This window comes from Treponema sp., assembly GCF_051883275.1.
Classification (GTDB): Bacteria; Spirochaetota; Spirochaetia; order Treponematales; family Treponemataceae; genus Treponema_D.
Map to the genome: position 1 here is coordinate 13,529 of NZ_JBJETK010000043.1, position 21,904 is coordinate 35,432.

The 21,904-nt window shown below is 44.3% G+C and carries 17 protein-coding genes; 10 read left to right on the forward strand and 7 right to left on the reverse strand.

What is annotated here, in order from left to right:
* Positions 1 to 55 precede the first annotated feature (55 nt).
* The gene (locus tag ACI4L0_RS06455; protein WP_439799350.1) at positions 56 to 1,810 is read right to left on the reverse strand and encodes a hypothetical protein; all 1,755 of its coding nucleotides are present in this window, start codon (positions 1,808 to 1,810) and stop codon (positions 56 to 58) included.
* 45 nt (positions 1,811 to 1,855) lie between these two features.
* Here ACI4L0_RS06455 and ACI4L0_RS06460 point away from each other — a divergent pair, with 45 nt between their 5' ends.
* The gene (locus ACI4L0_RS06460) at positions 1,856 to 2,311 is read left to right on the forward strand and encodes a hypothetical protein (RefSeq protein WP_439799351.1); all 456 of its coding nucleotides are present in this window, start codon (positions 1,856 to 1,858) and stop codon (positions 2,309 to 2,311) included.
* 12 nt (positions 2,312 to 2,323) lie between these two features.
* Here the strand turns inward: ACI4L0_RS06460 and ilvN are convergent, their stop codons facing one another.
* The 3 genes from ilvN to thrA all read right to left on the reverse strand — a co-directional run bounded on the left by ilvN (position 2,324) and on the right by thrA (position 7,505).
* Positions 2,324 to 2,815 carry an acetolactate synthase small subunit gene (ilvN, locus tag ACI4L0_RS06465; RefSeq protein WP_439799352.1) on the reverse strand — a complete coding sequence of 164 codons (492 nt, stop codon included), beginning with the start codon at positions 2,813 to 2,815 and terminating at the stop codon, positions 2,324 to 2,326.
* A 64-nt stretch (positions 2,816 to 2,879) separates the two neighbouring features.
* Positions 2,880 to 4,820: a 3-deoxy-7-phosphoheptulonate synthase gene (aroF, locus tag ACI4L0_RS06470; protein WP_439799353.1), complete on the reverse strand. Its 1,941-nt coding sequence runs from the start codon at positions 4,818 to 4,820 to the stop codon at positions 2,880 to 2,882.
* Positions 4,821 to 5,012: 192 nt separating this feature from the next.
* A complete protein-coding gene (gene thrA / locus ACI4L0_RS06475) occupies positions 5,013 to 7,505 on the reverse strand; it encodes a bifunctional aspartate kinase/homoserine dehydrogenase I (protein ID WP_439799354.1) in 2,493 nt (830 codons plus the stop codon).
* Positions 7,506 to 7,974: 469 nt separating this feature from the next.
* Between thrA and ACI4L0_RS06480 the strand changes: the two genes are divergently transcribed.
* Entirely contained in the window at positions 7,975 to 8,385 is a 411-nt protein-coding gene (locus ACI4L0_RS06480; RefSeq protein ID WP_439799355.1) for a hypothetical protein, read from the forward strand.
* Positions 8,386 to 8,556: 171 nt separating this feature from the next.
* Here the strand turns inward: ACI4L0_RS06480 and ACI4L0_RS06485 are convergent, their stop codons facing one another.
* The 3 genes from ACI4L0_RS06485 to ACI4L0_RS06495 form a co-directional block, all read right to left on the reverse strand.
* Complete coding sequence (locus ACI4L0_RS06485) at positions 8,557 to 9,528, reverse strand: LacI family DNA-binding transcriptional regulator (protein ID WP_439799356.1); 972 nt, start codon at positions 9,526 to 9,528, stop codon at positions 8,557 to 8,559.
* Between the two features lie 232 nt (positions 9,529 to 9,760).
* Positions 9,761 to 11,455 carry a hypothetical protein gene (locus ACI4L0_RS06490; protein ID WP_439799357.1) on the reverse strand — a complete coding sequence of 565 codons (1,695 nt, stop codon included), beginning with the start codon at positions 11,453 to 11,455 and terminating at the stop codon, positions 9,761 to 9,763.
* Entirely contained in the window at positions 11,382 to 11,585 is a 204-nt protein-coding gene (locus ACI4L0_RS06495) for a hypothetical protein (protein WP_439799358.1), read from the reverse strand. Before ACI4L0_RS06495 ends, ACI4L0_RS06490 begins: the two co-directional genes overlap by 74 nt.
* Before the next feature lie 256 nt (positions 11,586 to 11,841).
* On the opposite strand from ACI4L0_RS06495, the gene ACI4L0_RS06500 reads away from it, so the two are divergent.
* The 8 genes from ACI4L0_RS06500 (at position 11,842) to ACI4L0_RS06535 (ending at position 21,890) form a co-directional block, all read left to right on the forward strand.
* Positions 11,842 to 13,137, forward strand: a complete 1,296-nt coding sequence (locus ACI4L0_RS06500) for an ABC transporter substrate-binding protein (protein ID WP_439799359.1) — start codon at positions 11,842 to 11,844, stop codon at positions 13,135 to 13,137.
* Between the two features lie 168 nt (positions 13,138 to 13,305).
* On the forward strand, positions 13,306 to 14,190 hold the full coding sequence (locus ACI4L0_RS06505; protein WP_439799360.1) for a carbohydrate ABC transporter permease: 885 nt from the start codon (positions 13,306 to 13,308) through the stop codon (positions 14,188 to 14,190).
* A gap of 93 nt (positions 14,191 to 14,283) precedes the next feature.
* On the forward strand, positions 14,284 to 15,441 hold the full coding sequence (locus ACI4L0_RS06510) for a carbohydrate ABC transporter permease (RefSeq protein WP_439799361.1): 1,158 nt from the start codon (positions 14,284 to 14,286) through the stop codon (positions 15,439 to 15,441).
* 4 nt (positions 15,442 to 15,445) lie between these two features.
* The gene (locus ACI4L0_RS06515; protein ID WP_439799362.1) at positions 15,446 to 17,581 is read left to right on the forward strand and encodes a cellulase family glycosylhydrolase; all 2,136 of its coding nucleotides are present in this window, start codon (positions 15,446 to 15,448) and stop codon (positions 17,579 to 17,581) included.
* 113 nt (positions 17,582 to 17,694) lie between these two features.
* Positions 17,695 to 18,876 carry an AGE family epimerase/isomerase gene (locus tag ACI4L0_RS06520; RefSeq protein WP_439799363.1) on the forward strand — a complete coding sequence of 394 codons (1,182 nt, stop codon included), beginning with the start codon at positions 17,695 to 17,697 and terminating at the stop codon, positions 18,874 to 18,876.
* Positions 18,873 to 20,048, forward strand: a complete 1,176-nt coding sequence (locus ACI4L0_RS06525; protein ID WP_439799364.1) for a glycoside hydrolase family 130 protein — start codon at positions 18,873 to 18,875, stop codon at positions 20,046 to 20,048. The genes ACI4L0_RS06520 and ACI4L0_RS06525 overlap by 4 nt, the downstream gene beginning before the upstream one ends.
* A gap of 68 nt (positions 20,049 to 20,116) precedes the next feature.
* Positions 20,117 to 21,106 carry a glycoside hydrolase family 130 protein gene (locus tag ACI4L0_RS06530; RefSeq protein WP_439799365.1) on the forward strand — a complete coding sequence of 330 codons (990 nt, stop codon included), beginning with the start codon at positions 20,117 to 20,119 and terminating at the stop codon, positions 21,104 to 21,106.
* Positions 21,107 to 21,113: 7 nt separating this feature from the next.
* A complete protein-coding gene (locus tag ACI4L0_RS06535) occupies positions 21,114 to 21,890 on the forward strand; it encodes a type I phosphomannose isomerase catalytic subunit (protein ID WP_439799366.1) in 777 nt (258 codons plus the stop codon).
* Positions 21,891 to 21,904: the final 14 nt, after the last annotated feature.

Below are 21,904 nucleotides of genomic sequence, written 5' to 3' on the forward strand. Positions count from 1 at the left end.
TTTCACTGCGTAGTTTTACGGTATAGTTAGAACACAATCCTGTGAAAAATCGCGGCTAGTTTTCTAATCTTTGAACAAGAAAGACACGGCCGCAGGAAAGTCCCCAGTTGTCAAAGGCGTAGGTGTTCAGCACTTCGGAAGCGTCAACAAATGCCTGGGCGTTTGTTTTTCTGATGTACTGGGCATCTTCCGGCTGAATTCTGTTTACAGAGCCGCGTCCTGCGATTTGAAGAAAGTAGTTCCTTGTATTTGAAAATGACTGCTGCATTATATATGCCATAAATTCATTTTGCATCAGATATTCATCAGTTGTGTCATAGCCAAGTGTGGGCTGTGTTTCCCAGAACGTTTTTAGGAATGACATAGAATTGCTGTCAAACATATTGTAGCAAGTTGCGACAATGTTCCTGAAATTTTCGTCAGTGAAATAAACACCGTGCCAGCTTTCGTGCGCCATAAATGTGTAGCGCAGATATTCAGGTGATTCTCTGCTGAATGAAATGACCGCGCCGCTTCCTTCCTTGTAGCCGGATTTGCCTTTTTTTATGATTTTGTTTTCAAGAAGTATTCTCTTTAGAATTTCCTCGTAGTAGTTCAGCGCAAACTGTGTCTGCTCCGCCAGTGAAAAGAAATTTGCAAGGTCTTTTGCCTTGTAGTCATGCGCATTGTAGCCATGGTGGGTTTCTGCAAATTCATCGGAAACCAGAGTTCCCTTGTAGCCTGACTTTTCTGTAAAATATGCGATTCTTGTAAAAAACTGATTCTGGACTTTATAGTCGGCAAAATCAAAAAATAAAACGCCGGGAAAAAGTTCCCATTCAAAAAGCTCGTAGTCGCTTCTTCTCCAGTTTTTCTGCGGCCACTCAAAGATAAGCCCCAGATCAGTTTTCAGAGGATAAAAAACATTGCCTTCCGGGTCTTGGGCAAGCCTTTGATCTGAAGCCTTCATCATCAGGCTTTCAACAAGATTCTTGTTTTCACGCAGGACAATTTTTTCCGCGGGATTTTTCAGGGCGGAAGTCTGAATAGTCTTTAAATTCTTGTTTCTTGAAAGCCTTATGGAAAATTTCTCATCGCCTGAAATAAATGTTATTCTCTTTTGATTTTTCAGCGTTCCGATGTCTTCCTGGTCTGAAATTTTAATTTCGATTTTCGGCATTATCCGTGTCGGTATATTCTGGTCTGGAAAAATCCGCCTGGCATCGCTGAAATCCGCGGATGAAAAATCCCACTTTATTTTTCCACCGCTCGGCCCGAATGCAAAAAGCGGAACATCTGTGTTTTCCCAGCCGATGGCGGCTTCTGTAATCTGAATTTCAGTGATTTTGAATTTGACGTTTCCGTGCACAAAAAAACCGGTCGGCACAAAATCATTTTTTGCGACTGAAAGCACAACTCTGAAATCCTCTGATTCAAACTGTGAAAAACTTCCTGTGACCAATTTGTGCGTGTATATTGATGAAGTTAAATTTCCGCTTGAAAAATCATCGTCAAAAAGAAAGCCGAAAGCAAAAGGACTTTCCCCTGACTTTGGAATGGAATTTCTTGAAAATGAAATCCGCACGGAAAGTCCCGCGCCGCTTTTCTTGTAGCACACATTGCTGAAATGCGCCTTCTGGTTTTCTGTGAATTTAAAGAACATATATGGACTTGACCGGGGCTTTTCAATTTTTGCCTTTACAGCCGGACGGTTCAGCGCAATGAGCCTTTCTCCGCTCATGCCGATATAGGATTCTTTTTCTTTAAAAGAGCAGGATGAAAAAAGCAATGCAAGAAGGAAAATCAGATATGCACAAAAAAATTTCTTCATATAAACATACTAAACTTTTTTTTCGGTTTACGCTACACTAATCTCATGTTTGGTCTTGTTCCCGGAAAAGATGCGCTTCTGTTTCTTGTGAGGATGCAGAAAAAATCGCTGTCTGTTTTTAATTCCCGGTTTTCTCCTGAATACCTTGCTTCTCCGGTTTTTCCGCTCTGGGCGTTTTCGGATTTTCCGTTTCCTGAAAACTTCGAGTCCTTTGATTTTATGATTCCGGTTTTTACTGAAGGGCGCTTTGTTTTTCCGGCTGAAATAAAATTCTGTTCCTCAGGCAGGCAGGAGATTATGCATATTGAATTTGAATTTGGAAAAGTGCTCGGAGAAAAAAAAGAGCTGCCGGATTTTCAGTTTGACAAAAATGAATTTGAAGTTTTTTTTCCGCACAGAATAAAGTCCTTTAAAACCGGAACTGTTCTGGCGCAGAATAACTGCTGGCAGCTTTTTGATGAAAAATGGTGCAAGGCTTCCGTGCAGAAACAGAAGCCCTAGCGGAGCGGTTGCTCAGCACATAACTTTTTCGCCGCGGTCCATTGCCACAAGCCCGGACTTCAGGAATTCAAGAATTCCATAAGGCTCAAGAAGCCGCTTGAGGGAGCTGATTTTTTCTTCGCTTCCGGTGGCTTCTATAATCAGGCTGTTTTCAGAAACGTCAACGATATGGGCGCGGTAAATGCTGCATGTTTCAATGATTACGCCTCTGTTTTCTCCGGCCGCCTTTACCTTTATCAGCGCAGTTTCTCTCTGGCAGGTGGTGGAAGGATTGCAGTGCTCGATTGAAATTACTTCCACAAGCTTTGAAAGCTGCTTTTCAATCTGCTCAAGAATATATTCATCGCCGCGGACAACAATGGTCATGCGGGATTTTTCAGGATCTGAAGTTTCGCAGACTGTGAGCGAATCTATATTGTATCCGCGCCGGCTGAAAAGTCCCGATACACGGCTCAATACGCCTGCATGGTTTTCTACAAGAACTGAAAGCACATATTTTTTCATGTTATACTCCCGTAAAAAGTCAATGGTAGAGCTTGCAACGCAAGTCTATTGGTTTAAAAAATTTTTATTTTCCCAGCTCGGAATAAATTCCCAGAAGGCGGATTTCTTCAACCTTTTCTGAAAGTTTTTCCATCAGGGATTTTACATATTCCGGCGCATTTGCATTTTTTATCTGTGCATCTGCGTAGAACCAGTATCTCCATGGCTGGCCTGTAATCGGACGTGACTCAAGGCGTGTCATATTCAGCCCGAAGTCATTGAAAACTCCGAGCACATTGTAGAGCGCGCCCGGCTCATTCTTTGTCTTGAAGATAAAGCTTGCCATGTTTGCAGGAACATTCGCTTCCCCGGCTCCGCTCGGCTTTGCTGTGTGGTTTGCCTGAATAACAACAAATCTTGTGAAATTTCCTGGATCATTTTCAATGTCCTCCGCAAGAATTTCAAGATTGTACAGGGGAGCGTTAAGCGGACTTGCAATGGCGGCATTTTCCGCCAGGCCTTTTTCGCTTACAAACTGCGCCGCTGTTGCCGTGGAAACTGAATCTATGAGATTCCATTCCTTGTGCCCGTCAAGAAATTTTTTGCATTGGGTGAAAGGCTGTGGGTGCGAATAAACATTTTTTATGCCCGAAAGAGATGCGCCTTTTACTCCGAGAAGCGCATGGCGTATGTTCAGTGTAACGGCTCCTGCTATGCTTACATCCTCAAACCTTGTGAAATTGTCGTAGTTCTGGAACACGCTTCCTGCGAGGCTGTTTTCAATGGGAACCATTCCGTAGTCCGCTTTTCCGTCGACAACGCTCTGGAAGATTTCTTCAAATGAATCAACTGCCCGCGCCTCAATATCGTGGGAGTCAAAGTAGCGTGAAATTGCCTGCTCTGCGTATGCTCCTCTTTTTCCGCTGTATGCACAGACAATTTTGCCTGTTGATTTTTTTTCAGGGGAATTTACAACTGAAAAATTTTCTTCGCGGATATGAGCCACTGATTTTCCGATGACGGGAGCAAGAGCTTCAATGTCGTGCATCATTTTGTCAAACTGGGCAGGAAGCATTGACTGCGCGCCGTCGCTGAGGGCTTTTTCCGGGTGTGTATGAACTTCAACAATAATTCCGTCTGCTCCGGATGCGATTGAGGCAAGCCCCATGCTCGGAACTTTTTCGCGGATTCCAACTGCATGGCTGGGGTCTACAAGAATCGGAAGATGTGTAAGCGAGCGCAAAACCGGCACTGCGGATATATCAAGGGTGTTCCTGGTTGCATGCTCGAATGTTCTTATTCCGCGCTCGCACAGGATTACATTGTCAGTTCCGCTGGAAAGAAGATACTCCGCGGACATCAGAAGCTCTTCGAGTGTCGCCGTATAGCTTCTCTTTAAAATCACCGGTTTTCCTATTGCGCCGACTTTCCGCAGCAGGTCAAAATTCTGCATATTCCGCGCGCCAATCTGGTAGACATCCACGTAGTCCTTCATGACGGGAATAAGAGATTCTGAAACTATCTCTGTAACAATAGGCAGCCCGAATTTATCTCCGGCTTCCTTCAGGTATTCCAGACCTTTTTCTCCAAGCCCCTGAAAACTGTACGGAGATGACCTCGGCTTGTATGCGCCGCCCCTGAGCATTACAGCTCCGCTTGAAGCTACCGCCGCCGCGGTTTCCATGATTTGTTCCCGGCTTTCAACTGCGCACGGCCCTGCGATAGAAACGATTCGCTGTCCGCCGATTCTTATTATCTGCCCGCGGTTGTTTGGAATTTCAATTACAGTGTTTTCCTTTTTAAATTCACGGCTTGCCAGTTTAAAAGGCTTGCTTATAGGAATAACATTGCAAACTCCGGGAAGAAGCTCCAGCTCGCGTATGTCCATGGAAACTTTTCCTACGGCGGCAATTACAGTGTCTTCCTCTCCGACAATTTCATTAATCTTGAAATTTCTTTCCTTTAGAAAACTACAGATATATTCTTTTTGCTCTTCAGATGAATTTTTCTTTAATACGATAACCATTTCAGAAAAATCTAGCACAAACGGCTGAATCTTTCAATTCCTTATGAATGTTCGTTTTGCGGAAAGGCTGCCAGAGCCAGCAGGGAAGGGAATAAGATAAAAGCCACCACTGAAACAGCGCGACTTTTATCCTATTGAATTTTTGAAATTTGTGTTCCACGGCCGCCATTTTTGCGCAGCCTGTGGAAAATATCAGCTGTGGCTGTTCCAGCTTACGGTTCTGAGAATATCTCCAAAGACACCTGCGGCTGTAACTCCGGCTCCGGCTCCGTATCCGCGCACAGTCAGCGGAATAGGCGTGTAGCGCGCTGTGTGGAATACGAACGCATTTTCGCCGCCGCGTACACCGTACAGAGGATCCTCTGGGCCGACTTCGAGCATTCCCACTGAAACCTTGCCGTCCTTGATGCTTGCGCCCATTCTGAGAACTTTGTTTTCCTTTCTGAGCGCCGCCATTTTTTCTTCAAAGTATGAATCAAGCTGCGGAAGTCTTTCAAGGAATTCTTCAACAGAGCCTTCAAGAGAAAATCCCTGTGGGAAAATCGAGCGCATTTCTATTTGCTCAAGCTCGATGTTCATTCCGCTTTCACGGGCAATGATAAGAGCCTTTCTTGCAACGTCTGTTCCCTTGAGGTCATCGCGCGGATCCGGCTCAGTGTAGCGCAGCTGCTTGGCTTCAAGAACCGCCTCGCTGAATTTTTTGCCTTCGTCAAGCTTGCCGAAAATGTAGCTCAGGCTGCCGGACATAATTCCATTGAATCCTGTGAGCCTGTCGCCTGACTTGAAAAGGTTCTGGAGAGTATCGATAATTGGAAGCCCCGCGCCGACATTTGTTTCATACAGAAAGCGCACATGCATTTCGTTTGCAGTGTCACGCAGCTTTTTGTAGAATTCCATGTCCATTGAATTCGCCCTCTTGTTCGGGGTTGCAATGCTCATGCCTGCCTTGAAAATGTCAAGGTAACGCTCCGGAAGATCATAGCTTGCGGTGCAGTCCACAAAAATCGGATTTATCGGTTTTGTTTCCTTGACAAAGCTGATTATGTCGTCAAGATTTGTCTTGGTTCCGTTCTTTTTGACCTGCTCTCTCCAGTCGCCCAGGGAAATTCCTTCAGCGTTGAAAATCATTCCGTCGATGTTTGCAATCGCCATAACGCGGATGTCAATTCCCTGCTCAAGAAGCGATTTCTGCTGCTCCCCGATCTGGTCAAGCATAGTTCCGCCTATTGTTCCTGCGCCGAATGCAAAGACCTGTATTGACTGCACTGTGTTGAAGAAGAACTGGTGGGCAACACGCACTGCCATATCTCCGTCTTCCGCTTTTATTACAGCCGAAATTGAACGCTCGCTTGAACCCTGTGCGATTGCAAGAATGTTGATGTCGCGGCTTGCAAGCGAATCAAAGAATGTTCCTGCAACTCCGCGCTTTTCCTTCATGCCGTCGCCGATAATTGAAACAATGGCGCAGTCGGCCTGTACTTTTATAGGATTTATAATTCTTGTTGAAATCTCAAGTGAAAATTCAGCTTTCAGAATATCCTGGACTTCGTTTGCAAATGCCTTGCGCACGCAAAATGAAATTGTATATTCAGAGGAAGACTGTGTGATTAAAAGAATTGAAATTCCGGCGTTGCTCACCGCTGAAAAAATTCTTGCCGCCATTCCCTTGCGCCCCTTCATTCCCGAGCCGCTCACGGAAATCATCGCGCAGTCCTTGAGGCATGAAATTCCGCGCACAGGGCCGTTCATCGCAGTGGTTTCAAACGGGCCTTTTCCGATTCTTGTTCCCCTTGCAGAAGGGTTGTGGGAATTCAGGCTCCATGCTTCAATTCCCTTTGCCGCAAGAGGAGCGAGCGTTTTTGGATGAAGAACTTTGCTTCCGAAGAATGAAAGCTCCATTGCCTCTTCGTAGCTCATGTCGTCCACAAGAACCGCATCTTTTACAACACGCGGATCTGCTGTGTAAATTCCGTCCACATCAGTCCAGAATTCAACCTTTGAAGAGCCAAGGCATGCGCCTACGATCGCCGCGCTGAAATCCGAGCCGTTTCGTCCAAGAAGCCCCATTACAGGTCTTGCCCCCGTTCCTGAAATCCATGAGCAGATAAATCCCGGGAAAAGCAGAATCTGCGCCAGCGGAGAAGAGCCGTCCCTGTAGTCCGCAAAGGCATCTGCGCAGTGGGCATAGTCAGGCTCGCCTTCCTTCTGATCTCCTGTTGTATAGATGAATTTGCGCGAGTCAAGAAGAATAACGCTCTGCTTTTTTGCAAGGAGAACCGCCTCGACAATAGGAGCGCACATAAGCTCTCCCATTCCCATGATGCGGCAGTGAACTGTGTCGGGACACTCGCCGAATACAGTCAAACCGGCAAGAAGCTTTTCAAGCTCCACAAGCAGGATTTCTATTTTTGACTTTACACTTTCTGTGTCAAAATCCGGAAGGGCGGACTTTATTTCAGCGCAGATGTCATGATGAATTCCCCTCAGTTCGCTTACAAACGCCCCGGCAGTTCCTCCTGCAGCACAGCCGTCAATAGCGGCCTGAAGCTTGTTTGACACTCCGGCCACAGCGCTCACAACAACACTGATACGGTCTGTTTTTGCGCGGCCAGTCATAATTTCCACGCTGTCAAGAATACGGCGGGCAGAACCCATGCTTGTTCCGCCAAACTTTAATGTAAGCATAAACATCCTCTGATTAAAAAATATTTCATTATACTACCACCAATAAAATGAAAATTCAATCAATGGGAATTTTCAGGAGCTTAGCGCGCGGCAATAAAAAGATTTATCATTAGTAAAATAAATGAAAGCAAGATACAGGCAGGACACACCCTCTAATGGATTATAGAAAACTTCACAATCTTTTTCTAATTCTTCAAGCTTTGTCATACTGACCCCGGTTTTCTGTTTAAAAATTATAGTTTTTCGTTGCTTTAAATCCTTTAAGATTCACAATGCATATATAAAGATCTTAAGGCATTTTCATTCATACAGTTTGCTGCTCTAGAATATATATAGCTCCCAGCGTGAAAAACTTGTCCAAAGTTTCTTCACAAAAAAAAACTTGACAAATTTCGGGGGGGTAAAATGGAGTATATGAACTGACTGAAAATTTATGGCAGTTCAATTAATTTATTTGAGAGGTGAACTTATGAAAAAGCTCGCAAAAATTATGGCTGTATTTGCCGCAATTATGATGGCGCTCGCATTTGCAGGTTGCAAGAGCGATGACGATGATGATGATTCAACTGTTGCTGTTTATAAGGCAGCGTACACAAGCGGGGGAATGCAATGTACATACTTGCTTACATTCTATGATGACAATACTTTTGTTGTTAGGGGCAATGCTGGTGAATTTGAAGGCACTGTTATGACAGGAACATACACAGGTGATCCTTCAAAAGACGGTACGATTGCTCTGTCAGTAAAAAAATTTATGGACGATGACACAGGAGAACTTCTTGATGCTGATGATGATACAAAAGAGGAAATAAACGGCGATTATATTGTTAAAGATGGAAAATTTGCACTTTTGGGCGGATTGGAGTTTACGCGTCAGTAAGTTTTTCTGTATTGCACCCGTGAGCCCTGCCCAACACAGATGCTGAAACGAGTTCAGCATGACAGAGGGGCAAATACCGCATGGCGAGGTTACAGACAGTGTAAGTCTGGAATGACACGATGCTTCAGGCTTATCAGACAGCCCGGGTGCCCGTGGGCGATTTCCCTGTTGTTACGCTATTGAAATGTCGAAAAGGGAAATTTTTGGAGGAGCTTCGTTGTTTATAAGCTGGAGCAGAATTCTTGTGTTCTGCGCTCCCATCTGTTTTATCGGCTGTCTTGCGGCTGCAACCGGTGTCACAAAAAAATGCATCGGCTTGTAGTCATCAAAAACCGCAATTCCTGTTTTGTCCAGGCTGAATCCGTGCTTGCGGAGTGTGTCGAATATAAAGAAGAGAAAATCTCCGCCCGCTGTGATAAAGATTGAGTCCACCTGCGGATTCTTTTCCAGGAACTGCCCGACATTTTTTACAGTTTCGTTTTCCGTGTATTCGCTGTGCAGAATAAGCGGATTTTTCAGTCCGTGCTCCTTTAGCGCCGCCTTGAATCCTTCTACACGTTCCTTGTTGTAAAGAAATTTTTCCGGCCCCGAAATGCATGCGATGTTTTTACCGCCGTTTTCTATCAGCCGGGAAGTCAGCAGGTGCGCGCCTTCCATGTTGCGGACATCAACGCAGTAATGGTTGCAGAGGGAAGATCTTCCCTGAAGCACAAATGGAATTCCTGAAGTGTTCAGCAGACGGACAAGCTCCGGGCAGACGTATTCAGCCGGAACAACAAGCCCGTCGATTGATTTTTTGAGTATGGCGTTTTCAAGGGCTTTGAGCGGCTCTTCCTTGTCCTGCGTGATTACAAGAAGATTGTAGCCGTTTTTTTCAGCCTCGCAGGAAACAGCCGAAATTATTTCTATCCAGTAGGAGGTGGAAAGCGTGTATTCGTAGTCCGAGGAAATCAGAATTCCTATTGTCTCAGACTTGTTGTGTGAAAGCGCGCGAGCCGCCGCATTTGGAATATAGTTGTATTCAGTTACCAGCTTCATTATTTCAATTCTTTTTTCTTCGCTGACACCCTTCTGCCCGTTCAGGGCTTTTGAAACTGTGCTTTTTGCAACTCCGGTTAATTCTGCTATTTTTTCTATTGTCATATTTTTTTTCGTATTGGCTAGAGGCGGCTTTGAAAAATCTCTTTTCAAGGCTCTCTTATGGGAAAATTTTACACTACCGTTTTCCCTTGTGTTTCTTAATATTACAGCCAAGGCTGTCTGTGGTCAAGCACTTCGGGCGGCGGTGAAAAAAAATGCTCCCCTGAAAACTTCAGGAGAGCAAAGTGTATGCTTAAGTTTTATTAAATTAGGAGGCTAAAATAAAACTTAAATACTAAAGTCTGAAGGCGAAGGTGCCTGTAATGCATCCCTTGTCCTTGTCATCATCTCCGTTGTATGTGTAAAGCTGATCCTGGCGCTCATAGCGGAAATCAACATTGAACTTTTCAGAAGGATAGATTACGATTCCGAGCCTTGAGTCAACAGTGTAGCGGCCGGTTCTCTGGAGATTTGAGCTGCATCTCTGGATACAGCGTCCGAGAACATAAGGCTTGATTCCAACTGCAAGTCCGCCCTTTGTTTCTGTTCTGATCATGTATTCAAGCTGTGCTGCTGCAAAGAAGCGGGAATCTCCGCCGTCCTGCTCCGCAAAGTTCACCCATTCGAATTCAAGGAATCCGCCGAGGTTTGGAATAAGCGCGTTTTCGTCAGGAGTTTCAAATGCTGAAACTACAAGGCTTGCAATTCCGTTGTTGTCTGTGTTTACACCGACTGAGCATCCGATCGGGAACTGTCTTCCCCAGAAGTCAAGCGATTCGTGGCCGGCCTTTGCATCTGCGCCTCTCGGGTACCATGCGAGTCCGCCGCCGACTTCAAACTGTGTTTCTGACTTGTCGGTTGTCTGCACGCCGTCGTCGTAGTATTCTCTTGTTCTTCCTTCGCTGTAGTTGAAGTCAGCTCCTGCATAAGGCACGATAACGCCTTTTCCTGCCGGGATTTTGTAGGAAATATCTCCTCCGAAAGCGCGGATGTCCTTTGCTGTGCTGAGAGCTTCAAAGTCGATATTTACATTTCCGTCCTTTTTAGCATCCTTGAAGTTGAATGTTGTCATTCCGCTCAGGTTGATTTCAAGCTGCTCTGTAGGTGTGAGAGTAAGGTCAAGCTGGACTGCTCCTGCGTTTCCTTCGTTGTACTTCTGGTATGTTTTTCCTCTCTTGATGTTTGCATCTGAATTGTAAGGATCTCCGGATCCTCCTGGGCCGTCAACATTGTCTTTTGTTTCAACCCATGAGCCGGCAGCTCCTGTTGAAAGACGCACCTTGAATGTGTCGAATTCAGCTCCTGCCGAAACAACTCCTGTAAGACCGAGATCTCCTGTGTCCTTGTCCAGGAAGTTTCTTGTGTCCTGGATTCCGTTGTAGTACAGGAAGCCAAGCGCATTGTCCTTGTCGGAGTCAAATGCCTTGTCGCTGCGGAAATCATCAAAGATTGACTTAAGGCTTGAGTGGTTGAATCCTACAGTGGCGGCATCCTCATAGTCGTAGTTGTAGAATTCCATGAAGTAATTCTTGTATTTTACTCCTGCGACAATGCGTGAATAGTCAAAGTAGTTGTTTGCTTTGTCGTTTGCAGTTCCCGGGCGCTCTTCCCATCCTGTTGACTGCTTCTTGCTGTCTGTTGTGTCGGAATTTCCGTCATCGCCGCCGCTGTAGCTGTCAAGGTAAGTTTTCTTTTCATCATAGAATTTGAACACATAGCGCAAGTCTTCAACTCTGAAGTATACGGAGAAGTTGTCTGTTTCAGATTCGTATCCGCGGTTTTCCTGTGTGAACAAATCCCACCAGATCTGAGCCTGGTCGATTGTTGATTCCATTCCGTAGATTTTTTCTTCAAGGTTGTAGCCTACGGTGTTGTGCATCTTAAGGTCAAACCATGCGTTCTGCTTTACAGGAGCGTCAGATGCGAATAATGCCCCCCCCAGCAAGAGTGCTGAAGCAGAAACGGCCAAAGGTGTTTTTCTTAATTTCATAAAAACCTCTTAAAATAATCAAAAAGTAAGAAACCGTTTTCTCTTTTCTGTGTTTATAATAGGCACGGAATTCTTTTGCTGTCAAGTTTTTTTTATAAAAAAAATTTTCATTTTTGGTATTTTCTTCCATAAAAATTCAAAAAAAATAGTAAATTTTTTTCTTTTTTTTATTTCCGGAGGGGAGATTTTCAATTTTTCAAGCAGAAAAAAGGCGGAAAAAATAAAGAAAAAATTTATTGACAATCATGTTTTCAATGCTATAATAAATTATAAAAAGAAACCGTTTTCTCTAAGATTTTGAAACTCGGCAGCCTCTGGAAACTTATTTGGTGAATTTTCAGGGGCTGCTCCTTAATGCAAGCTGTGATTTTTCGTAAGGAGGAAAAATGAAAAAGAGTACATTGCTGTGTTCAATGGCTGCGCTGTCTATTCTTGTGGCGGGCTGTTCAAAAGAAAAAGTGGGCGAAAGTTCCATTAAAGGCAAAGTAGAGGGAAGCATCGTTGTTCTTACAAACAGAACTGATATTGTGGACACAAAGCTTCAGGAGTACAAGGAGGCTTTTGAAAAGAAGTATCCTGGAACTTCAGTTGAATTCGAAGCCATTACAGATTATGAGGGAACAATAAGAACCCGCATGGGCACACAGGAATACGGCGATGTTTTGTGCCGCCCGAACATTCAGTCGATTGACTTTGAAAAATATTTTGAGCCGCTCGGTGCGCTTACGGATTTTGACAAGGTGATGAACTTCACAAGAACTTCAAATGCGATTTCCTACAAGGAAGTTGTCTACACATATCCTATGGTTGCAACTGTGAGCGCAGGAATTGTCTACAACAAGTCTGTGTTTGAAAAAGCCGGTGTGGGAGTTCCAAGAACAACAGAGGAATTCTATGCCGCAATGCAGGCTATCAAGGACAAGACTGATGCTGTTCCAGTGTTCATGAATTATCCTGCCGGCTGGACTTTGAACCAGTGGGAAGGCGGACTTCTGAGCGCATCAGGAGAGCCTGAGTACAAGCGCAGAATCATACACGAGGATGCTCCGTTTGTTCCCGGCGACGGCCATTATGAGCTTTACAAGATGATGTACGAAATTGTAAAGCGCGGACTCTGCGAAAAGGATCTTCTTGCCTCTGAATGGGAGCAGTCAAAGCAGGATCTTGCCGACGGAAAAATCGGCTGCATGGTTCTCGGTTCATGGGCAATTCAGCAGGTGAAAGACCTTGCCGCCCGTCCTGAAACAATCGGTTATATGCCGTTCCCGTTTGAAATCAAAGGAAAGAAGTACGCGGAAGCCCAGCTTGATATGCCGCTGTGTATAAACAAGTACAGCAAAAACAAGGCGACAGCTTATGCGTGGATAAAATTTATTTCAGACGAAACAGACTGGGTGCAGTACACAGAGTCTATTCCTGTAAAGAAGGGTGAGCCTTATCCTGCTGTTTTGGATTCGTTTGGCGAAATGGGAGTTGAGTACATAGAGTCTGCTCCTGCTGAGCCGCAGTACGAAGGCGTTTATGACAAGATTGACAAGGAGTCTGAAATCGGCTTCTGGAGCGATCCTGAGAAAAAGAGAATCATCGATGCCGCAATGGGAACAACAAAGGAAACATTTGACGACATCATGGCTGACTGGAATAAACGCTGGGCAAAGACAAGAGCCGAATATGTAAAATAAAGGAAGCCCCGGAAGCTTTTCAATAACAGGTTTCCGGGACAGCCCTAAAACTTTAGGGGTTTCCAGTCTATGCGGATTCCGCCGGACTGGATTCCGCAATTTTTTTTGCGCAAATAGCATCTGGCGGCACTGCACGGCAAACGCCGCCAGGTGAAAATGGGAGCTACAATGAAAAACCAAATACAACTTTCGATAAAAAAACAGCAGAAAATTGTGATTTTCACATTTCTGTTAGTTCCGCTTTTGCTTGTAGTTGTTTTCGGATTTCTTCCGATTATCAATATGTTCGGCTACAGTTTTTTAAAGTGGGATGGCCTTGGTCAGAAGCAGTTCATAGGAATAAAAAACTACATAGAAGTTTTTTCACGGCCTGAGTATTTCAAGGTTTTTGCAGTAAGCATTTATTATCTTGTAGGCTCATTTGTTCAGCTTGCCCTTGCGCTTTTGTTCGCTGTTATTCTTTGCACAAGAATAAAGGGAGTCAATTTCTTTAAGGGAGTTCTGTTTTTTCCGAATCTTATAAACAGCGTAGCCATCGGTTTTATCTTTACGTATTTTTTCAAGGACACAGGAACTTTGAATTCGTTCCTGAATTTCATGGGTGTGAAAGATACTCCGCTGTGGCTTACAAATCCTAAGCTTGTAAATTATTCCCTGTCCTTCACTTCTATATGGAGGTACATGGGCTTCAATATTGTTATGTTCGTGGCGGCGATAGAGTCGCTTCCGCAGGTTACTTTTGAGGCGGCTTCTCTGGACGGTGCGAATTCATGGCAGAAATTCAGATATATAATTCTTCCGGGAATCGCTCCTGTTCTTCAGATAAATGCGATTCTTGCAGTGAAGGGCGCGGTCAGCGTATTTGAAATTCCGTACATCATGACAGGCGGCGGAAACGGCTCTTCAACTTTTGTCATAAAGACAATGGACACCGCATTCAAATTCAACAAAATCGGACTTGCCTCCGCCATGGCAATCGTTCTTACAATTATGGTTCTTTTGATTTCATTTATCCAGAATAAAATTTTCGGTGTGGATGAAGGAAACGAATAGATTGAAGTTTTCTAAAAAAATCGGAGCGTGAAATCTCTGTAAACTTAAAATTTCCAGAGATGACTTTGCCCATGTTTTTTGCGAGGTATAGCTATGAATTCAAAAATACACGAACGCCAGATAGTAAAATGGCTCAAATATATTCTTTTGTGTTTTTCCGCGCTGACTGTTGTTCTTCCGATTCTTGTTGTTTTTCTCGGTTCGTTCAAGACAGGAGAGGAATTCAACAGAAGCCGTCCGTTTGATCTTCCTAAGTTCGAGTCGAACAACGAAATATGGAAGGGCGCGGAAACTTTGGGGAGCGGAAGCAGGATTGAGCTGAAAAGCGGAATTCTTTCTTCCAGAAATTTCAGCGGATTTTTGTTTCTTTATGACAAAATAGAGGACGGCGCGGAAAACTGTTTTATCGCAGTGTCCGATTCTTCCGGAAGGGAAATTGCGAGGGCGGAGCTTTCTGCCGGGAGCGAGGAAGTTTTTATTCCTGTTTCAAAAGACGACTGTGAATCTTTAAAGGCTTCAGGAGCTGTTGTTTCAGGGGAAAACTGCACCGTCATCAGGGCAAAGATAAGGGAAGGATTTCTGTTTGAAAATTACAAGACAGCGTTTATAAAGGGAAATATGCTTCTTGGATTCTGGAACACATTTTTGCTGATTTTGTTTTCCGGGGCAGGAACTGTTGTGACCGGCTCTATGACAGCGTTTGTTCTGAGCCGCTTCAACTTTAAGATGAAGAAGATTGTGCGCCAGATGTTCCTGTGGATTTCGCTTATTCCTACAATAACAACCCAGGTTGCAACTTTCCAGATAATTCAGAAGCTGGGAATGTACAACACTCATCTGTCCGTGATTATTCTTTCCATGGGCACGGACATTATTGCTATTATGATTTATCTTCAGTTCCTGAACAATATTTCAAAGTCGCTTGACGAGTCTGCGATTATCGACGGCGCGGGATATTTTCAGGTTTTTGTAAGGATAATCTTTCCGCTGCTTCAGCCTGCGACAGTGACTATTCTTATTTTGAAGTGCGTGAATCTCTACAATGATTTTTACAATCCGCTTTTGTATATGCCCAAAAAATCGCTCCAGGTTATTTCAACATCGCTTTATAAATTCAAGGGGCCTTTTGGAACTAACTGGCCTGTAATCTGTGCCGGTGTAGTCATTGCAGTTATTCCGACACTCATAGCTTTCATTTCATTGCAGCGTTACATCTACGGTGGAATGGTTACCGGTTCTGTAAAGGAGTAGCAAAATGCGTGTGAATACTGTAAAAAAAATACCAGCGGCTTTTGCCTGTGCTTTGTTTATGTTCCTTGCTTCATGTTCGGCTTCTTCCAGCGGCGAATTTGTGACAGTGCAGGGCGGGAAATTTATGCTGAACGGAAACGAATTCCGATTTGCCGGCACGAATAATTATTATATGCATTATTCCACGGACAAAATGGTGACCGATGTTCTTGATGATGCCCAGAAAATGGGCGTGACCGTTCTGCGCTGCTGGGGATTTCAGTTCGGCCCTAACACTGACCATAATTCGCATGGAATGGATACGCCCGGAGTTTTTGGAGTGCCGGAAAAATACAAGGCTGAAAATAAAAAGACACCCGAGCAGTTCGGCTATCCGCGCGATGTTTTTGAGCGGCTTGATTTTACAGTCGCAGAGGCTGCAAAAAGAAATATCCGGCTTGTAATTGCCATGAATAATTACTGGGATGCATTCGGCGGAATTATGAATGCATCAACTTGGCAGGAATGGTTCGGTCTTAAAAATCCAGAGGATTTTTATACAGATTCCGGCTGCAAAAAAACTTATAAAGAATTTATTGAATTCCTTGTTACAAGAAAAAATTCATACACGGGAATTCCTTACAACGAAGATCCAACTATAATGACATGGGAGCTTATGAATGAGCCTCGCAATCCAAAGGATAAAAGCGGAAGAACCGTCAAAGCCTGGGTTACGGAAATGAGCGCATTTGTAAAGAAGCTTGCTCCTAATCAGCTTTGCGCAGTAGGCGACGAAGGCTTTATGAAGCGACAGGGTTTTGTTCCCTATGCCGGCGAAGGGGAATTTTGCTACAACGGGCATGAGGGAACTGACTTTGATTCTCTTCTGCGCATAAAGACAGTTGATTACGGAACATTCCATTTGTATCCAGAAACATGGGGAATTGCGGAAAGCGCGCAGATGAACTGGGGAGATGAATATATAAAAAAACATGCTGAGTCTGGCCGCGCCGCAAAAAAGCCTGTAGTGCTTGAGGAGTACGGAACTTCTTCTGCCGGAAAGCTGAACAGGATGGCAGCCTATGATGTATGGAATTCAACCGCATACAACGAAGGGCTTGCAGGTTCCATGTTCTGGATTCTTACTTCTTCCAATACCTATGAGCTGGCGGAAGGAGGCGATGGGATTTACGATGACTATGACGGATTCAGAATCAGAAATGACGGTTCGCCTGTTTCGGCTCTTCTTGCAGACTACGCTTCTCTTTTTTCAGGCAGCGGAAGTCCTCGTTATCTTTCAGAGCCGCGTGTTTATCTTTTGAATCCTGCATGCGCACAGGATGCCAAGGGTGTTTTTGAGATTTCCGCAAAATTCATGGGCGGCTCGGATTCATCGTTGAAAGTCAAGCGCGCTGAGCTGTACATCAATGATGCTCCTGCTGCTTCTCCGCGCACGCTGAATTACAATGCGGCATCGGATTCTTATAGAATAAAATTCGACACGCTTGCAAACGCAAAGGTTTTCCCTGACGGAACTGTGCTTTCAGTAAAGGTTGTGTTTTCCCTGAGCGACGGCTCTTCGCTTGAAACAGAATCAAATCAAATCACAATTTCAAACAAGGTTACATACAGCGTAATAAAGCATTATGACTTTGCAGACGGAATTGAAAATGCATCTTCCATGGGCGCGTATATGGCTGAAATAAAAAGCATCCGGCACACAAAGCTGAACGGCGGCATGGTCGAAGTTGACAGCTCTTGCTCAGGAGAAAATTCGTGGGAAGAGCTGAAGGTCAAATTCGGAGACATGAAGGAAGTTGCCGATGCCTCAAAAATGGATTTTACATTTTACTATGAAAAAGACAAGGCTGTTGCCCACGCTTCAAAGAAAAACGAAGAGGAAAAACTTCCCGGCGTTCAGCCCTATGTTGCATTTGATCCAGGCTGGGTAAAAACCGGTCTTAAGGAAAACAACTGTCTTCTGGAAAATCTTCCTGTTGTAACGCTTGATGACGGAAAGCAGTATTACAAGGTTTCGGTTTCGCTTGAATTCTTTCAGAACCCGGCATACACGTTTGTAACAGTGTGCCCGACATTGGGCTATGTAAAATACAGCGGCCCTGTGTACATTGATGATATTGTTCTTTACAAAAAGGATTAGCAGAACCGCAAGCTCAAGGTTTGTCTGAATTTTTAGGGAGCGGTGAACAGCCTGAATGTGGCTGTTTGCTGTTCGCCATAATGTTTTGTGAAAATTCTTATAGGAGCAGGAAAGTGCTTGAAGAAATGTTTGCTGAGGTTGAGAGTGAACTTATTTATCATATCATTCCTTTCTGGAAAAAAATGAAGGATGATAGCCGGGGCGGTTTTTATGGGCTTGTTGATTTTGACTTGAATCTTCACCGGGATTCAGAAAAGGGATGTATTCTCAACAGCCGGATTCTGTGGTTCTTTTCAAATGCCTATAAGCTTTTGAATGACAAGAGTCTGGTTGAGTATGCAAGGCACGCCTATAAATTTCTCTGTGAAAAATTCTTTGACAAGAAAAACGGCGGTGTGTTCTGGTCTGTTGATGCGCAGGGAAATGTCCTTGATTCGACAAAGCATACTTACAATCAGGCATTTGCGATTTATGCGCTGTCCAGCTATTATGATATTACCCATGACCGCACTGCTTTGGATGTGGCGTTTTCTCTTTATGAAACAATAGAAAAACGCTGCCGTGATGAGGAAGGCTACCTTGAATCCTTTACTGCGGATTTCTCTCCGAATGAAAATGACAAGCTCAGTGAAAATGGAGTTACCGCCGAGCGTACAATGAACACTCTGCTTCATGTGCTTGAAGGCTACACAGAGCTTTTCCGCGTAACCAAAAATGCTGATGTCAGGCAGAAGCTTGTTTTTATTCTGAATCAGTTTTTAGAAAAAATATGGAATCCATCCAAGCAGCGGCAGGAAGTTTTCTTTGATAAAAATTTCAACTCGCTGATTGACTTGTATTCCTATGGACACGACATAGAAACTTCATGGCTTGTAGACAGGACACTTGAAATTCTTGGAAATGAAGTTCTTTCCGAAAAAATTTCTCCGATAACAAAAACTATTCCATACAGAATTCTTGAAACCGCATACAGGGATAATTCTGTCCTGAATGAGTGTGAATGTGGAAAAAACAATGAAACACGTGTCTGGTGGGTTCAGGCGGAATCCGTGGTCGGATTTATGAACGCATATCAGAAAACAGGCGACAAAAAATTTCTTGATGCGGCGCAGGCTGTATGGACTTATATCAAAAATTACATAGTTGACAAGCGCGACGGCTCCGAGTGGTTCTGGTGCGTTGACTCTGAGCGTAAGCCTTCTACAAGGCAGCCCATAGTTGAGCCGTGGAAATGTCCGTACCACAATGGACGTATGTGCTTTGAAATAATATCAAGGATTAAGGTGATAAAATGAATTTTGAACAGAATCTGAAAATTCAATCTGAAAAGTATGAATCTCTTATTGCGCTGAAAAACGAAAAGAGCGATTTTTACAACGGCATTTTTGACCGCTACAAAAATCCGGTTCTCACAAGAAATCATGTTCCGCTCTTTTGGAAATATGACATGAATCCGGCTACCAACCCGTTCTTTATGGAGCGGCTCGGAATAAACGCTGTGATGAATTCCGGCGCGCTTTATATAAATGGAAAATTTTATCTTGTTGCGCGTGTGGAAGGCGCTGACAGAAAATCATTTTTTGCGGTTGCTGAAAGCACTTCCGGTGTTGACGGATTCCGCTTTTGGGATTATCCTGTGCAGCTTCCGGATTCTTACCCGGACGAAACAAATGTCTACGATATGCGCCTTACCCAGCATGAAGACGGCTGGATATACGGAATTTTCTGTTCGGAAAGCAAAGATAAATCTTCCAAGGATTTGAGCGCGGCTGTTGCCTGTGCAGGAATTGTCCGCACAAAGGATTTGAAGGTCTGGGAAAGGCTTTCAAATTTAAAAACGCTCCATTCACCGCAGCAGAGAAATGTTGTTCTTCTGCCTGAATTTGTAAATGGAAAATATGCGTTTTATACCCGGCCGATGGACGATTTTATTGACACTGGAAGCGGCGGCGGAATCGGATTCGGACTGTCGGACAGCATAGAAAATGCCGTGATTGACGAAGAGATAATTTCAAGCCAGAGAAAATATCACACTATTACAGAAGTGAAAAACGGCGCCGGAGCAGTTCCTATAAAAACAGACCGCGGCTGGATTCACATAGCGCATGGAGTCAGAAATACCGCCGCCGGACTTAGGTATGTGCTTTACTGCTTTGCAACTGATTTGGAAAATCCTGCAAAGGTAATCGCAGAGCCTTCCGGGCTTTTCCTAGGACCGCTGGGCAGCGAGCGTGTAGGCGATGTGTCGAATGTTGTGTTCACAAACGGAGCCGCTGTTACACCTTCCGGCAATGTTTACGTTTACTATGCTTCAAGCGACACAAGGCTTCATGTTGCAGTTACAACGCTGGAAAAGCTGTCTGATTATGTTTTCAACACACCGTCAGACCCCGGCCGTTCAGCGGACTGTGTAAAGCAGAGATACAGTTTTATCAAAAAAAATCTTCAGTATATGAATAAATCATAAGGAAGCTTCTGAAAGTTTGTACGCTTAGAGCTTCTTTAGAAAAATTGAAATTTTTATGGGAGAAAAAAATGATTAAAGTTATAGGTGAATCAATTCCGAATATGCCTTGGGAAGACAGACCCGAAGGCTGCGATGTTCCTGTGTGGCGCTATTCAAAAAATCCTGTTATTGGAAGAAATCCTCTTCCGAATGTAACTCGCATTTTCAACAGCGCAGTTGCCACTTGGAAAGACGGCGGTTTTGTCGGTGTGTTCCGCGCGGAAACCTGCAACGGAATTCCTTATTTGTACTATGGATTCAGCGATGATGCGCTCAACTGGAAATTCAGTTCTGGAAAAATAAAAATCAGCGATGAAAACGGAAATGATGTAAGCCCGAATTATGCCTATGATCCGCGGCTTGTGAAAATCGGCAATGTTTACCATATTATCTGGTGCACAGATTTCCACGGAGCTTCAATAGGAATTGCGACAACCACAGATTTTAAAACCTTTACTTCCAAAGGAAACGGTTTTTTGCCATTCAACAGAAACGGAGTGCTTTTTCCGAAAAAAATCGGCGGCAAATATCTTATAATGACACGGCCGTCTGACAGCGGACATACTCCGTTCGGCGACATTTTCCTTTCTGAGAGCGATGACCTTTTGCACTGGGGAAACCACAAGTGGATTATGGGAAAATCAAGTGAATGGTGGCAGTCTGTAAAAATCGGCGCTGGCTGTGCTCCGATAGAAACTGAGGAAGGCTGGCTTTTGTTCTATCACGGCGTTACAGGAACATGCTCGGGCTTTGTGTATTCAATGGGCGCGGCAATTCTTGACCTGAATGATCCTTCCAAAGTTCTTCACCGCTGCGGAAATTTCATCCTTACGCCGGAAACAGAATATGAAGAGCGTGGCTTTGTTGCAAACGTTGTATTCCCCTGCGCGGCTCTTGTGGATGCGGCTACAAACAGAGTCGCCATTTACTACGGCGCGGCGGACACAAACACAGCCCTCTGCTTTACAACCGTGGACGAGGTTGTTTCGTATATCAAAAAATACGATATAATAAAGTGAGGCTCTGATGATAAAACTCAAGCCTATTCAGTGCGATAAAATCTGGGGCTATGAACGGTGGATAGCCTCAACTCATTCCGACGGCTGCCAGAAGGAATTTTTGGAGGCCCTCGGAAAAAATTATCCGCTTATTGTAAAAGTAATTCAGGCGAACGAAACGCTTTCTGTTCAGGTTCACCCCGATGATGAAACTGCCCGTCAGCTTGAAGGCGGTGATGCCTGCGGAAAAACAGAGTGCTGGTATGTCCTTGACGCCGAGCCGGATTCCAGACTTGCCTATGGAGTAAAAAAGGATATTTCAAAAGCGCATATTGAAAATTCAATAAACGAAGGCACTTTCCAAAATGACCTGTCGTTTATAAATGTGCGCAAAGGCGATTTTATTTTTATTCCGAGCGGTACTGTTCACGCTATCGGAAAAGGAATCCGTGTGCTGGAAGTTCAGCAGTCGTGCAATATCACTTACAGAATGTATGACTGGGGACGTCCGCGGGAGCTTCATGTTCAGAAAAGCCTTGCATCGCTGAAAAATTGCGCACTTTCTGAGCCGGGTGCATTTCCCGGAAAATTTGAATGTGAATATTTTTCACTTGAATTTTTTGATGGAAATTCTTTCAGGGCTTCTGAAACAACCTTGCTTTTTCTGCTTGAAGGAAACGGTGTTCAGATTTCATCTTCTGGAAGCAGCCTGGCAGTAGAGCCTGAAGACATAGTTGCCGTTTTTCCCGGGGAAGAAATTTCAGTCAGCGGAAAAGGCAGGTTTATGAAAATTCTTTCCAGATAAGGGGAAGAGCAAAA

Excerpts from the sequence above, each read along its gene's own strand:
- ACI4L0_RS06455 (WP_439799350.1), bottom strand. The coding sequence starts at position 1,810 with ATGAAGAAATTTTTTTGTGCATATCTGATTTTCCTTCTTGCATTGCTT.
- ACI4L0_RS06460 (WP_439799351.1), top strand. The coding sequence starts at position 1,856 with ATGTTTGGTCTTGTTCCCGGAAAAGATGCGCTTCTGTTTCTTGTGAGG.
- ilvN (WP_439799352.1), bottom strand. The coding sequence starts at position 2,815 with ATGAAAAAATATGTGCTTTCAGTTCTTGTAGAAAACCATGCAGGCGTA.
- aroF (WP_439799353.1), bottom strand. The coding sequence starts at position 4,820 with ATGGTTATCGTATTAAAGAAAAATTCATCTGAAGAGCAAAAAGAATAT.
- thrA (WP_439799354.1), bottom strand. The coding sequence starts at position 7,505 with ATGCTTACATTAAAGTTTGGCGGAACAAGCATGGGTTCTGCCCGCCGT.
- ACI4L0_RS06480 (WP_439799355.1), top strand. The coding sequence starts at position 7,975 with ATGAAAAAGCTCGCAAAAATTATGGCTGTATTTGCCGCAATTATGATG.
- ACI4L0_RS06485 (WP_439799356.1), bottom strand. The coding sequence starts at position 9,528 with ATGACAATAGAAAAAATAGCAGAATTAACCGGAGTTGCAAAAAGCACA.
- ACI4L0_RS06490 (WP_439799357.1), bottom strand. The coding sequence starts at position 11,455 with ATGAAATTAAGAAAAACACCTTTGGCCGTTTCTGCTTCAGCACTCTTG.
- ACI4L0_RS06495 (WP_439799358.1), bottom strand. The coding sequence starts at position 11,585 with ATGGAAGAAAATACCAAAAATGAAAATTTTTTTTATAAAAAAAACTTG.
- ACI4L0_RS06500 (WP_439799359.1), top strand. The coding sequence starts at position 11,842 with ATGAAAAAGAGTACATTGCTGTGTTCAATGGCTGCGCTGTCTATTCTT.
- ACI4L0_RS06505 (WP_439799360.1), top strand. The coding sequence starts at position 13,306 with ATGAAAAACCAAATACAACTTTCGATAAAAAAACAGCAGAAAATTGTG.
- ACI4L0_RS06510 (WP_439799361.1), top strand. The coding sequence starts at position 14,284 with ATGAATTCAAAAATACACGAACGCCAGATAGTAAAATGGCTCAAATAT.
- ACI4L0_RS06515 (WP_439799362.1), top strand. The coding sequence starts at position 15,446 with ATGCGTGTGAATACTGTAAAAAAAATACCAGCGGCTTTTGCCTGTGCT.
- ACI4L0_RS06525 (WP_439799364.1), top strand. The coding sequence starts at position 18,873 with ATGAATTTTGAACAGAATCTGAAAATTCAATCTGAAAAGTATGAATCT.
- ACI4L0_RS06530 (WP_439799365.1), top strand. The coding sequence starts at position 20,117 with ATGATTAAAGTTATAGGTGAATCAATTCCGAATATGCCTTGGGAAGAC.
- ACI4L0_RS06535 (WP_439799366.1), top strand. The coding sequence starts at position 21,114 with ATGATAAAACTCAAGCCTATTCAGTGCGATAAAATCTGGGGCTATGAA.